Raw genomic sequence first — 13,564 nt, forward strand, 5'->3', positions numbered from 1 at the left:
TTACTTGTATAATTATGTATCATAGAAAATATCCTTTTTTGTACAGATTATACCATAGATTCTAAACAGGTTCTTAGAGGGAGGAGATTTCCAAAAAGCATTGAACACGTACATGTCACAAGATAGAAAGATTGCTAAAATGATCATCATTTTAGATGTAAATCCGTATTCAAAAGAAGCAATGCCGATTATTCAAGAAATCAATAAAACAATCGAGGGCACTGTAAAGGGAACGGAATTAAAGGATGCGAAAACAGCAATTGGCGGAACAACAGCTAGAAACGTTGATTTAAAAGAAGTAACGGGGCAAGATTTCTTACGTACAGCTACGATTATGTTATTTGGAATTGCGATTGTATTAATGGTAATTACACGTTCATTATTAAATACAATATTTATTATTGGCTCATTACTATTAGCGTACTTTGCATCGCTTGGTATAAGCGAACAAATTAGTGCACATGTATTACATGTAGAGTCATTAAGCTGGAATGTTCCATTCTTTAGCTTCATTATGATTGTCGCTTTAGGAGTGGATTATAGTATTTTCGTAATGATGCGCTATAACGAGGTAGAAGGGGATTCGGTAACGAAAATTATAACTGCATCTCGTCATATAGGAGGAGTTGTATTATCAGCGGCGCTAATTTTAGTAGGGACATTTGCAGCATTAATCCCTTCAGGTGTATTAACACTTATACAAGTAGCATCAGTTGTTGGCGTTGCACTATTACTATTAGCTTTAATCGTGATGCCGATATTGTTACCTGCTTTAATGGGGTTAACGAGTAAATTGAAGAGTTATAAAGAAAAGATAATAAATACGAAATAAGTGAAGACTGTAGGGGATGATTTCTCTACAGTTTTTCTATATATAAAATTTTGAATGAAAAATGAATCCAATGTATTACAGAATGAGAAGTGAATGGTTATATGAGAAAGAGGTCAATGATATACATACAATAGCTAGGGGAATGGATAAAAACTATCCGATTTCATTATAGAAAGGTAATCAACCGTTGCTATTCATCCAGCTTCTACTATATAATAGCTATAGTCTACAATAATTGAGTCGTAATATGCGATTTTTTAAGACAATCGGTGAGAAAACGCTGAAATAAGCGGTATTAGTAGGAGGACACAAATGATTACAGTAAGTAACGTTAGTTTGCGTTTCGCGGATCGCAAATTATTTGAAGATGTTAACATAAAATTCACGCCAGGTAACTGCTACGGTTTAATCGGAGCAAACGGTGCTGGTAAATCAACATTTCTAAAGATTTTATCTGGAGAAATTGAACCATCAACAGGTGATATACATATTACGCCAGGTGAGCGTCTAGCAGTATTAAAACAGAACCACTTCGAATATGAAGAGTTCCCAGTATTAGAAACAGTAATTATGGGTCACACGCAACTTTACAAAGTAATGCAAGAGAAAAATGCTATTTACATGAAAGAAGACTTTAGTGATGAAGATGGAATGCGTGCTGCAGAACTTGAAGGTGAGTTCGCTGAGCTTAACGGTTGGGAAGCTGAGTCAGAAGCTGCAATCCTTCTAAAAGGTCTTGGTATTGGTGAAGATCTTCATGACAAAAAATTATCAGAATTGACTGGTGCAGAGAAAGTAAAAGTATTACTTGCTCAAGCATTATTCGGTAAACCTGATATTCTATTACTAGATGAGCCTACCAACCACTTGGACTTAAAAGCGATTCAATGGTTAGAAAACTTCTTAATGAACTTTGAAAATACAGTAATCGTTGTATCCCATGACCGTCACTTCTTAAATAAAGTATGTACGCACATGGCTGATCTTGATTTCGGTAAAATTCAACTTTATGTTGGTAACTATGACTTCTGGTATGAGTCAAGCCAATTAGCTTTAAAATTAACACAAGATGCTAATAAGAAAAAAGAAGAGAAAGTAAAAGAGTTACAAAACTTCATTGCACGCTTTAGCTCAAACGCATCTAAAGCGAAACAAGCAACTTCTCGTAAAAAATTATTAGATAAAATTACATTAGATGATATTAGACCATCATCACGTCGTTACCCATTCGTTGGCTTCACACCTGAGCGTGAAATAGGAAATGACTTATTAACTGTTGAAGGCCTTTCTAAAACAATTGATGGCGAAAAAGTGTTAGATAATGTGTACTTCACTTTAAATAAAGGTGATAAAGTTGCATTTATCGGTCGTAACGATATCGCGATGACAACATTATTTAAAATCCTTATGGGTGAAATGGAGCCAGATAGCGGTTCATTCAAATGGGGTGTTACAACATCTCAATCTTACTTCCCAAGAGATAACTCTAAATACTTTGAGAACAGTGACTATAACTTAGTTGATTGGTTACGCCAATTCTCTCCACAAGATGAGTCAGAAAGCTTCTTACGTGGTTTCTTAGGCCGTATGTTATTCTCAGGTGAAGAAGTTAAGAAGAACGTTTCTGTATTATCTGGAGGCGAAAAAGTTCGTTGTATGTTATCTAAAATGATGTTAAGTGGTGCGAACGTAATCACACTTGACGATCCAACGAACCACTTAGACCTTGAGTCTATCACTGCATTAAACAACGGTTTAATTGCTTTCAAAGGTACAATGTTATTCACATCTCATGACCATCAGTTCGTACAAACAATTGCAAACCGCATTATCGAAGTAACACCAAACGGTGTAATCGATAAAGAGGCAACTTACGATGAGTACTTAGAAAATGAAGAACTTCAAAAACAAGTAGATGCAATGTACAAAGGTCAATAATATATCATGAAAAAACTCGCTCTTTTTAGAGCGAGTTTTTTTGTCGAGAAAACATAACACCACTGGTGGGGCAAATGAATAATTATTCAAATATAATATTAGTGAACATGAGGATTTTTCATGTACGGAAGAGATGTAATGACTTTAAGATTTAGTTGAAGCAGGGGAATGTAAGGTGAGCAATATAATTAAATAACATTATTTTGTCATGTGAAATATGTACCAAAATTGGAGATAGAATAGTTTGCGAATGAGTTTATAAAGGTATATAGTATGGGATGTCATAATTAGTGGATGAATCTTGGGAGAAAACAGGAAATGTTACAAATTTATTTTGTTAAATAGAAACCAAGGTCAAAATGTTTAAAAAGAAATAGTTGAATAAATACTAGCTTCAAATTATAATTACTAATATTCTTCATATAGTTAAATAAAGATAATCTATTTGAAGAAGAAAATTTGAATAGAGAGACAGACTTATAAAAAATAAGCCTTGGATGATTAAAAGAGGTGGAGAAATGAAACAGTTCTTATTAAAGAGCAAAAGTGTGTTAAGCAATCATTTTGGATTCTTTCTGTTTGCCGTTATTTTATTGTGGCTCAAAACGTATGCAGCCTATGTAACGGAATTTAATTTAGGAATTTCAAACACAATCCAAAAATTCTTGCTGTTTTTCAACCCGCTTAGTTCAGCAGTTCTATTTTTAGGACTTGCATTATTTGCAAAAGGGAAACGATCTTATATTTGGTTAATCGTTATCAACTTGTTATTGTCGATTCTTTTATACGCAAACGTAGTTTACTATCGCTTTTTCAGTGACTTTATTACGTTCCCGACATTAACACAAACGAATAACTTTGGAGATTTAGGTGGTAGTATTCTTGCGTTGCTACATCTTTATGATCCACTATACTTCTTAGACACGATTATATTAATTGTGTTAGTCGCAACAAAATTCGTAAATCCAAAACCAATTCGTGTTGCGAAGCATAAATTATCTCTAGTATTTGTAGCAGGTATTTTATTATTCAGTGTTAACTTAGGTCTTGCAGAGTCTGACCGTCCTGAATTATTAACAAGAACGTTTGACCGTAATTATATTGTGAAATATTTAGGGGCATACAACTACACAATTTATGATGGAATTCAAAGTGCGAAAGCATCGACAGAACGAGCATTAGCTGATGGCGATAATATGACAGAAGTACGAAATTATTTAACATCAACTTATGCAAGTCCAAATCCTGAGTATTTCGGTAAAGGAAAGGGAATGAACGTAATTTATATTCATTTAGAGTCATTCCAAAACTTCTTAATTGATTACAAATTAAATGGTCAAGAAGTTACACCGTTCTTAAACTCATTTACAAAAGATGCGAATACACTATACTTTGATAACTTCTTCCATCAAACAGGACAAGGGAAAACATCTGATGCGGAGTTTATGTTAGAGAATTCAATGTTTGGTTTACCACAAGGTTCTGTCTTTACAACGAAATCTCATAATACGTATCAATCAGCACCAGCTATTTTAGGACAACAAGGATACACATCAGCAGTATTCCACGGTAACTACAAAACATTCTGGAACCGTGACGATATTTATAAATCATTTGGTTTTAATAAATTCTTTGATGCGTCATACTACGATATGAATGAAAAAGACGTAGTAAACTACGGATTAAAAGATAAACCGTTCTTTAATGAATCTATTCCGTTATTACAAACGTTGAAACAACCGTTCTATACGAAGTTTATTACTTTATCGAACCATTTCCCTTATCCAATTGATAAGGCAGAAGCAACAATTGAACCAGCTACAACAGGTGATTCATCAGTAGATACGTACTTCCAAACAGCACGCTATTTAGATGAATCTGTAAAAGGCTTCATCGATTACTTGAAACAATCTGGTTTATATGATAACTCAATTATCGTTATGTACGGAGACCATTACGGTATTTCAGATAATCATAACGCAGCAATGTCAAAAGTAATGGGTAAAGAAATGAACTCATTTGAAAATGCACAGTTACAACGTGTACCTTTAATCGTTCGTGTACCAGGAGTGAAAGGTGGCGTACAACATCAATATGGCGGTGAAATTGACGTTCTTCCTACGTTATTACACTTACTAGGTACAGATACGAAAAACTATGTTCAATTCGGTTCAGATTTATTATCACCAGAGCATAAACAAGTCGTTGCGTTCCGTAACGGTAACTACGTAAGCCCAACTGTTACTGCACTAAACGGCAAATACTATGATACAACAACTGGAAAACCTGTAGAATTTACAGATGAAATAAAGAAAAATGAACAAATGGTTCAAAACTCACTAAAATACTCTGACCAAGTCGTAAATGGTGACTTATTACGATTCTACACACCGGAAGGATTCACTCCAGTAGATCGTTCGAAGTATAACTATAACAATCGTGATAAAAACAAAACGAAGGTAAAAACGACTCCGGAAGGGGAAGCTAAATAAAAAAAAGCGCTATTCATATGAATAGCGCTTTTTATTTGTAAATATACCATCATTATTAGACAGAACTAGCTGTTGCTTTTTGTTTTGCCTTTCCGAAGAAAACTACACCGACGATGATAATAATGATAAATGCCCATTTAATGAAAGGGTTACTTTCGAAAAATCCAGCAAACCATTTCTCATCTACAATCATTTTTGCAGCAGTATAAGCTAAAACCGCTGCTCCAATCGTAATGATGACAGGAAAACGATCCACCCATTTTAAAATCAATGTACTGCCCCATACGACTACAGGAATAGAAACTAATAGACCAATGATTACTAAAGAAAAGTTACCATGGGCAGCTCCTGCAACAGCGAGTACATTATCAATGCCCATTAACGCATCAGCGATAATAATGGTTTTAATAGCAGACCAAAATCCTTCTTCGGCTTTAATATCATGATTTTTGCCCTCAGCAATCAACTTGTAAGCGATCCATATAAGAAGTACACCGCCAATTAGGAGTAAACCAGGTATTTTTAATAACCAAACGACAACTAAGGTAGCGAGGGCTCTAATAGCGATTGCCCCGACAGTACCCCATATAATAACTTTTTTTTGTTGGTTTTTCGGTAATCTTCTTGCTGCTAATCCAATTACGATGGCATTATCACCGGCTAACACTAAATCGATTACAATGATGGCAAGTAAGGCAGACAAATATTCAGATGAGAGAAACTCCATATACATATCACTCCTTATGGTTAATATGTGCTAAGCTATATTAAAAATTCTAAAGATCTTTTTGTCATTGCTGTAAATGAATAATGAGGGGAACTTTAGAATTAAAGGAAAATAAAGTATTCCATCGGGGGAATGTATGCTGAAGTAATTTTTAAAGCACAATCATTGCACTACAGAGAAAACAAAATTTGGACTTATATTTGGAGGTAATAAAAGATATTATATTAATAGAAAACGATTACAAAATCTAATTTTGCAAAGTTAGTATCTATACTTGCAAGTCAATTAGTGAACAAGTATAGAAAGGGTGTACACCATATATGATATTAGGTAATCGAAGTGTAAATATTTTGCAACAAATTATTCAAGCAGAAGGTTATGTGTCTATAAATCAATTAATTGATGTAATTTGAGTTTCTAAGCGAACAATTTATTATGATATTAAGAAGATTGAAGATTGGTTAGAAGAGGAAGGGCTACATTCAATTGAATATATCCGGCCTCTAGGTTATTGCTTAAATAATGAAACGAAACAGATAATAGTAAAAAAATTAAATGAATTTACGAGTGATCAATATGAATATTCTCCACAAGAAAGAAAAATATGGTTAATTTTATGCTTACTCATAAAGGAAAACAGAATTTTATTAGAAGACTTAATTGACCTTTTACAAGTAAGTCGTAATACTGTGCTTACAGATTTAAAAAAGCTAAAAGTAGAACTAAATAAGTATGATTTATTATTACAATTTGGGCGTAAACAAGGCTATCAAATTGCTGGAGATGAACAGGATAAACGAAATTTGTTAATTTCCAGTCTCTCTCACATTATTTCCAAAAACGGCTGGGAGTATTTAATATCACAAGTAAAATGCATTATAACTGACATGAGGAAAGAAAAAGATACTCTGGAACGAGAAACACTTTACAACATAAAAAATATTCTTTCAAACTGTGAAGAGTTTTTAGGTATCCAATATACAGATGAGGTGCTTGAAAATTTAAGCGTTTACATGTATTTGTTCCATAGACGTATTTTAAAAGGACAGTACATTGAAATGGAAGAAGCAGAAAAAAATGTTCTTCGAGATTCAAAGCAATTTGAAGCAGCAAAGTATATCGCGAAGCAGTTTGAGCGAAAGTTTGCTGTTAAATTCCCAAGTGATGAAATTTATTATATTACGACGCATTTGTTAGGTGCAAAAGTAAATTACCAGGAAAATATGTATGAAAAAAATAATAAGGATGAAATACATTTGGTTGTTGACAGGATGATTAAAGAATTTCAGGACTATGCTTGCGTTATATTTGAAGATTTTAACGGGCTGTCTTCAGACCTATATTTGCATATGAAACCCGCATTTTATCGGGTGAAGTATGGAATAGATATTGAAAATCCATTACTGAATACGATTCAGCAAAATTATAAAGAGGTATATTGTCTTACAAAAAAAGTGATTCATCATTTTGAAGAATATGTGAGAAAATCTGTTTCAGATGATGAGATTGCATATATTACTATGCATTTTGGAGCGTGGATGAGGAAAGAAGGAATCGTTCCCAATCCGCGGAAAACTGCGCTACTTGTATGTCCGAATGGCATTGGAACATCACGTATGTTGCAATACCAATTAGAAAAATTATTTTCAAATGTGGATATATTAAATGCAATTTCAAAGCGAGAATATGAATCAAATACATTTGATGTAGATTGTATTATTACAACTACTGAAATTGAGAAGAGAGGGGTACCTGTTTTTAAGGTGAATCCAATTCTAACTGATTCTGAAAAAGCATCTCTTTTAAGAAACGTAAATGGAGTATTGTATGGTGAGAATCAAAAGGATTCTGTTGATGTAGTCATGGGAATTATTCGAAAATATTCCGATGTAGTAGATGAGCAATCTTTAAAAAGAGAATTGACTGAATTTATGAGTGGTCCGGTGTATTTTGAGAAGGAGGAGAAATATAAACCAATGTTAAACGAACTTTTAACTAAAGAGTTTATTCAACTACAAAATCGAGTTGATAATTGGAAAGATGCGATAAAGGTAGCAGCTGAACCGTTATTACAAAATCAATATATCATTGAAGAATATATTGATGAAATGATTGTAAATGTAGAAAAATTAGGTCCCTATATTGTTATTGCACCTAAAATTGCAATACCACATGCTCGTCCAGAAGCAGGAGTTAAGCAGCTAGGAATGAGTTTACTACAGTTAAAAGAAAGTGTTTCATTTTCAGAAAAACAAGAGCATGCTGCTAATTTGATTATTGTGCTAGCGGCTATAGATAATGAAACACATTTAAAAGCATTAGCACAATTAAGTGAGATGCTATCTGAACAAAAAAATGTGGAAATGTTAATACATTCAGATTCAAAAGATAAATTATTAGAAATGATAGCTAAATATTCTAATTAAAGGGGAAATTAAAATGAAAAAAGTATTAGTTGTATGTGGAAATGGTTTAGGAAGTAGTTTTATTGTGGAAATGAATGTGAAGAAAATTTTAAATGAACTAGGATTACAAGCAGAAGTATCTCATACAGATTTAGCTTCTAGTAAATCTGAGCAAGCTGATTTATATTTAGGTGCAAAAGATATTATTTGTAATCTTGAAGATGGCACACGCACAGTTGCTGGTTTAACAAATATTTTAGATCAAAATGAAATTAAAGAAGCATTACAAAAACACCTGATGTAGTACAGTGAAAGGGGAGTAATGCTATGTTTGATATAATAATGAAGGATATTTTGGGACAGCCTGCAATATTAGTTGGATTATTTGCTATGTGTGGTTTACTACTGCAAAATAAAAACTTTGCAGACACAGTTTCAGGAACCTTAAAAACAATTATGGGCTTTGTCGTTTTAGGAGGCGGAGCTACTATATTAGTAGGAGCTTTAGACGTTTTTGGTAAAATATTTGATAAAGCATTCCATATTAAAGGTATAATTCCAAATAATGAAGCTGTTGTTGCAATAGCTCAGCAAACATTAGGAAAAGAAACGGCATTAATCATGGTATTTGGTATGATTACAAATTTAATAATCGCACGATTTACGAAATTTAAATATGTATTTTTAACTGGTCATCATACGCTCTTCATGGCATGTTTAATTTCAGCGGTATTTTCAACTACAGGGATGCAAGGCGCTTCACTAGTCATTATTGGGTCAGTTATTTTAGGGGCACTCATGGTGATTTTTCCAGCATTACTACAACCGTATGTTAGAAAGATTACAGGGATGGATGATATTGCAATTGGCCATTTCGGTTCTGTTGGATATTTAGCGGCAGGGTTTGTTGGAAGTAAATTTGGAAATAAAGAAAAATCAACAGAACAAATTCAAGTTCCGAAATCACTTGGTTTCTTACGTGATACATCAGTATCTATGTCATTAACGATGGCTGTATTGTTCTTTATTGTCGCGCCATTTGCTGGTAAGGGGTTTATCGAAACTGAATTAAGTAACGGACAAAATTATCTCGTTTATTCTTTCATGCAGGCCATTACGTTTGCAGCAGGTGTATATATTATTCTAGCAGGTGTACGTATGTTAATTGCAGAAATTGTACCTGCATTTAAAGGGATTGCGGATAAACTTGTACCAAATGCAAAACCGGCATTAGATTGTCCAACAATCTTTCCGTTTGCACCAAATGCAGTTATTATTGGCTTTTTAACAAGTTTTATTGCTGGACTCCTTTCCATGTTTCTGCTTCCATTTATCGGTTTAAGTGTAATAGTACCAGGATTAATTCCTCACTTCTTCACAGGAGCAACAGCAGCTGTATTTGGAAATGCAACAGGAGGTAGGAGGGGAGCGATACTTGGCGCTTTTGTAAATGGGTTACTAATTTCATTCCTACCAGCGATATTATTACCTATATTAGGTGGTTTAGGATTTGAGAATACAACATTCGGGGATTCTGATTTCGCAGTGGTCGGTATTTTGATTAGTGAAATTGTGAAGTTAGTTGGCTATATTTTTTAATATATGGAATAAAAAAAGACTTGATAACCTACTAGAGGGAATCAAGTCTTTTCATTACATACGATTATCATGCCAGAAGTTTAATGGGAAGTGTTCGTTCTCATTATATGCTTCTAATTCATATCCTTTTTCTTTCAGTCCTTTAATAATTCCAGGAACTGCTTTTACTGATTGTGGATGAATATCATGCATAAGGATAACTTCTGTTGGATTTGTAGCACCATGTAACACGTTTTCTACAATTTTAGCAGATGCAGCATCAACTTGCATTTTGTTGTATTTCCAGTCTAAAGAATCAATTGTCCAATCCCAAACTTTTAAGCCATTTTCTACAACTTTGTTGCGAAGAGCTTCGTTTAATCCTGGCATAGAGCCGTAAGATGGACGAGTTAATACTGGTGATTTACCTAAAACACCAGCGATTAAGCCTTGGTCTTCCTTCATTTCATCTACGTAATGACCTTCTGTGTAAAGTTTCTTGTAGTTATGAGTCATACTGTGCATCCCAACGTAGTGGCCTTCAGCATCTTCGCGTTTTACAAGATCAGGGAAAGCTTTTACGTTTGAACCAATTAGGAAGAATGTTGCTTTTGCATTTTCTTTCTTTAACATATCTAAAAGCTCAGCTGTGTATTTTCCAGGACCATCATCAAATGTTAAATAAGCGACTTTTCTAACTTGCCCGTTATAATGTTTAGGAGCTTCTTTCGGAGCAAGAGATGTTTGAATCTCACTTACAAGTTGAACAGATTTTGCTTCATCCTCTGTACTAGCTAGAGCAGTATGTACTGATCCCAAAGCCGCTTCGTATGTGAATAATACCCCCGCACAAACTAACATAGCCCTTTTTACTAAAGTTGTCATTCGAATTCCATTGTGCATAATTTTCCTACTCTCTATAAAAGTTCTACTCTACTATATTAGCAATTATAGGTAGGGAAATGCAAAAAAACTTTTTTACAAGTGTAAAAAAGTTTACTCAAAAGTATGCAAGATTTTATATCAATTGCAGTTTTGAAAAATAGGATGAATTTAAACTTTATTATTTAAACTTTCAATCATCAAATTTAAATCTTCTAATAAGGATGCATGCGCTTTTTTAGGAGAACCTGTATCAAAGGGAGGCTGAGGGTCGTATTCTAACATGAGTTGAACTGCTTTGCTTTTTTCATCTCCAAATTCCCAAGCTATTAACTGAAGGGCCATATCAATACCTGCAGATACACCAGCAGCTGTTATAATTTTTTCATGGCGCACGAATCTCTCTTCAGTTGGAATAGCTCCGAGAGAACGAAGTAAGTTAAAACAGCTCCAATGACTAGTAGCATTAACACCATTTAGTAGACCAGTAGCACCTAAGATTAAGGAGCCCGTACATACAGTTGTAGTCCACTTTGTCGTTTTATGTATTTGGAGAATCCAATTAAGAGTTTCTTCATCCTTCATAAGTTGTGTAAAGTTTGGTGGACGACATCCGGGAATAATAAGAATATCTGCTGAAGTAATTTCATTAAAATTGTAATCAGCATGTAAATAGCCCATTTTCGAATCTAATTTTATTAATCCCTTCGTTTTAGCAACAAATTTTATGTTGTTGTTGCTTTCTGCAGCAAATACTTCGTATGGACCAATAGCATCTAATGCAGTAATTCCATCATAGAGCATAATAACGATTTCCATTAAAACCTCTCCTTTATTTGTTACGAATTGAATCTAGTAACGATAAGGAAGATAAAATTATTGAATATTCTTTTATCGTTACTTTAAATATACTATACCCCTAATGTGTATCGCTTAGTGCAACTTTGTCAAAGGTGTGACAAAATCTATGAATAGGTTCATTTATTTTGAAAAGATGTATTCACTTATTTAATGGGTAAAAGTTTAATTTACTTGGAATTTCTATTAAAAACGATATGCAACTTTCACAGAAAGAAGAAATGAAAAATATAGTACTTAGGCTAAAGTCTTAAAACGAAAGGAGACTAATCATACTTTCGTATCATTTCATTTTCGTTCCAATTATTGATTCGAATATTTTTGTTTTTTATTAAAATATTGGTAAAGAAACAATTACATGAAAAAAGGAGTGGGAATATGGATAATTATATTTGCACTACATGTGGAGTACAGTATCCCGAAAATGAAGAAGCACCTTCTCGCTGTAAAATTTGTAATGAGGAAAGACAATATGTTAATCCAATTGGGCAGTCATGGACAACATTAGAAACGATGCAAAATAGCAATTTATACAAAAACGAAATAATAAAAGAAGAAAGCGGTTTGTATAGCATTACTACTAAACCTAAATTTGCGATTGGACAAACAGCATTTTTAATACAAAGTAAAACTCTAAATGTTATGTGGGATTGCATTAGTTATTTAGATGATAAAACGATACAACGTATATATGATTTAGGTGGTATTCAAGCAATAGCACTTTCTCATCCACATTATTACTCTACACAAGTTAAATGGGCGGAAACATTCAATGTACCTATTTATATTCATGAAGATGATAAAGAGTGGGTGGTTCGTCCGAGTAAGCAAATTAAATTTTGGTCTGGGGAGCATCTGATATTATCGGAAGAACTTACATTGCATCGCTTAGGAGGCCATTTTAAGGGTGGAACTGTTATACATTGGAAAGACGGTAATGAAGGGAAAGGTATTTTGTTATCAGGTGATATTATACAAGTAGTTTCGGATCGAAAATGGGTAAGTTTTATGTATAGTTATCCCAATCTCATTCCATTACCAGCGAATAAAGTTAGAGATATGGCAGAGAAGGTAAAAGATATCCAATTTAGTCGACTATATAATGCATTTCATGGTGTGGTGGAAGATGCGAATAAAGCTGTACAAAGATCTGCTGATCGGTATATAAAGGCCCTGCAAGGAGAACTATTTCATACGTAATAGCTTGTAATTCATCTCTATATTTATATAACTAATTTTATATGAATTTTATACTAAAGTCCTATTGTTTATTAACTAATAGGTCTTTCAACTTAGGAAGTTCACACTAATGAGGGATGTTAAAGGGAATATATGTAACCTATACTAATTACTATAAAGCTTTGGAAAATGAAAAGGAGGAGATTTGCATGAAGAATTGGGTTCAATTTAGAATTGCAAGACCAACAGATAAATTTGAAGAAGTGATAAGTTTTTATGAAACAGGATTAGGTTTAAAACGTATAGGGGAATTTCACAATCATGAAGGATATGATGGGGTTATGTTTGGCTTACCAGATGAAGAGTATCATTTGGAGTTTACTACACATGTTAATGGAAGTCCATGTCCGGCACCGACAAAAGATAATTTACTAGTTTTTTATATGCCTATTAAAGATGAAATTGAAAAGATAGTGAATCGATTAAGTAATATGGGCTATCATGAGGTAGAACCTGAAAACCCGTATTGGATAGAGAAAGGAACCACAATAGAGGATCCAGACGGTTGGAGAATTGTGCTTATGAATGCATCTGAATAAGAAAACTATTTTCATATGAAATAGAGTGTAACAAAATGATTTAGACATAAATCCCTACAGTGTTTGTAGGGATT

Annotated in this window: 9 protein-coding genes and 2 pseudogenes; 8 read left to right on the plus strand and 3 right to left on the minus strand. The window is 33.6% G+C overall.

Features of this window, described 5'->3' with window-relative positions:
- Positions 1 to 73: 73 nt before the first annotated feature.
- From ACQRBL_RS11905 to ACQRBL_RS11915, 3 genes and pseudogenes are all read left to right on the plus strand, one after another.
- Positions 74 to 832: pseudogene (locus ACQRBL_RS11905) on the plus strand (MMPL family transporter); the annotation flags it as partial.
- Positions 833 to 1,144: 312 nt separating this feature from the next.
- Positions 1,145 to 2,770 carry an ABC-F family ATP-binding cassette domain-containing protein gene (locus tag ACQRBL_RS11910; RefSeq protein ID WP_000633860.1) on the plus strand — a complete coding sequence of 542 codons (1,626 nt, stop codon included), beginning with the start codon at positions 1,145 to 1,147 and terminating at the stop codon, positions 2,768 to 2,770.
- Positions 2,771 to 3,288: 518 nt separating this feature from the next.
- Positions 3,289 to 5,262 carry an LTA synthase family protein gene (locus tag ACQRBL_RS11915; RefSeq protein ID WP_000808777.1) on the plus strand — a complete coding sequence of 658 codons (1,974 nt, stop codon included), beginning with the start codon at positions 3,289 to 3,291 and terminating at the stop codon, positions 5,260 to 5,262.
- Between the two features lie 55 nt (positions 5,263 to 5,317).
- Here the strand turns inward: ACQRBL_RS11915 and ACQRBL_RS11920 are convergent, their stop codons facing one another.
- Complete coding sequence (locus ACQRBL_RS11920) at positions 5,318 to 5,989, minus strand: TerC family protein (protein WP_063547656.1); 672 nt, start codon at positions 5,987 to 5,989, stop codon at positions 5,318 to 5,320.
- Positions 5,990 to 6,309: 320 nt separating this feature from the next.
- Here ACQRBL_RS11920 and ACQRBL_RS11925 point away from each other — a divergent pair.
- The 3 genes and pseudogenes from ACQRBL_RS11925 (at position 6,310) to ACQRBL_RS11935 (ending at position 9,993) form a co-directional block, all read left to right on the plus strand.
- Positions 6,310 to 8,415 (plus strand): annotated as a pseudogene (locus ACQRBL_RS11925) (BglG family transcription antiterminator).
- A 13-nt stretch (positions 8,416 to 8,428) separates the two neighbouring features.
- Positions 8,429 to 8,698: a PTS sugar transporter subunit IIB gene (locus ACQRBL_RS11930; RefSeq protein WP_000757316.1), complete on the plus strand. Its 270-nt coding sequence runs from the start codon at positions 8,429 to 8,431 to the stop codon at positions 8,696 to 8,698.
- A 23-nt stretch (positions 8,699 to 8,721) separates the two neighbouring features.
- A complete protein-coding gene (locus ACQRBL_RS11935) occupies positions 8,722 to 9,993 on the plus strand; it encodes a PTS ascorbate transporter subunit IIC (protein ID WP_023522263.1) in 1,272 nt (423 codons plus the stop codon).
- A 54-nt stretch (positions 9,994 to 10,047) separates the two neighbouring features.
- On the opposite strand, the gene ACQRBL_RS11940 is transcribed toward ACQRBL_RS11935, so the two are convergent.
- Together ACQRBL_RS11940 and ACQRBL_RS11945 are read right to left on the minus strand one after the other, a co-directional pair.
- Positions 10,048 to 10,875 carry a peptidoglycan-N-acetylglucosamine deacetylase gene (locus tag ACQRBL_RS11940; RefSeq protein WP_000551449.1) on the minus strand — a complete coding sequence of 276 codons (828 nt, stop codon included), beginning with the start codon at positions 10,873 to 10,875 and terminating at the stop codon, positions 10,048 to 10,050.
- 150 nt (positions 10,876 to 11,025) lie between these two features.
- The gene (locus tag ACQRBL_RS11945) at positions 11,026 to 11,673 is read right to left on the minus strand and encodes a DJ-1/PfpI family protein (RefSeq protein ID WP_000407025.1); all 648 of its coding nucleotides are present in this window, start codon (positions 11,671 to 11,673) and stop codon (positions 11,026 to 11,028) included.
- A 417-nt stretch (positions 11,674 to 12,090) separates the two neighbouring features.
- Here ACQRBL_RS11945 and ACQRBL_RS11950 point away from each other — a divergent pair, with 417 nt between their 5' ends.
- Both ACQRBL_RS11950 and ACQRBL_RS11955 read left to right on the plus strand, forming a co-directional pair.
- A complete protein-coding gene (locus ACQRBL_RS11950) occupies positions 12,091 to 12,912 on the plus strand; it encodes an MBL fold metallo-hydrolase (protein WP_000371021.1) in 822 nt (273 codons plus the stop codon).
- Between the two features lie 188 nt (positions 12,913 to 13,100).
- Positions 13,101 to 13,490, plus strand: coding sequence for a VOC family protein (locus tag ACQRBL_RS11955; protein ID WP_000800667.1), 390 nt, complete (start codon positions 13,101 to 13,103; stop codon positions 13,488 to 13,490).
- Positions 13,491 to 13,564 lie beyond the last annotated feature (74 nt).

Origin of the sequence: Bacillus sp. AF62, assembly GCF_050312695.1 — a bacterium.
In the GTDB taxonomy this organism is placed as follows: Bacteria; Bacillota; Bacilli; order Bacillales; family Bacillaceae_G; genus Bacillus_A; species Bacillus_A cereus.

Coding starts and splice junctions, on each gene's coding strand:
- ACQRBL_RS11910 (WP_000633860.1), top strand. CDS start 1,145: ATGATTACAGTAAGTAACGTTAGTTTGCGTTTCGCGGATCGCAAATTA.
- ACQRBL_RS11915 (WP_000808777.1), top strand. CDS start 3,289: ATGAAACAGTTCTTATTAAAGAGCAAAAGTGTGTTAAGCAATCATTTT.
- ACQRBL_RS11920 (WP_063547656.1), bottom strand. CDS start 5,989: ATGGAGTTTCTCTCATCTGAATATTTGTCTGCCTTACTTGCCATCATT.
- ACQRBL_RS11930 (WP_000757316.1), top strand. CDS start 8,429: ATGAAAAAAGTATTAGTTGTATGTGGAAATGGTTTAGGAAGTAGTTTT.
- ACQRBL_RS11935 (WP_023522263.1), top strand. CDS start 8,722: ATGTTTGATATAATAATGAAGGATATTTTGGGACAGCCTGCAATATTA.
- ACQRBL_RS11940 (WP_000551449.1), bottom strand. CDS start 10,875: ATGCACAATGGAATTCGAATGACAACTTTAGTAAAAAGGGCTATGTTA.
- ACQRBL_RS11945 (WP_000407025.1), bottom strand. CDS start 11,673: ATGGAAATCGTTATTATGCTCTATGATGGAATTACTGCATTAGATGCT.
- ACQRBL_RS11950 (WP_000371021.1), top strand. CDS start 12,091: ATGGATAATTATATTTGCACTACATGTGGAGTACAGTATCCCGAAAAT.
- ACQRBL_RS11955 (WP_000800667.1), top strand. CDS start 13,101: ATGAAGAATTGGGTTCAATTTAGAATTGCAAGACCAACAGATAAATTT.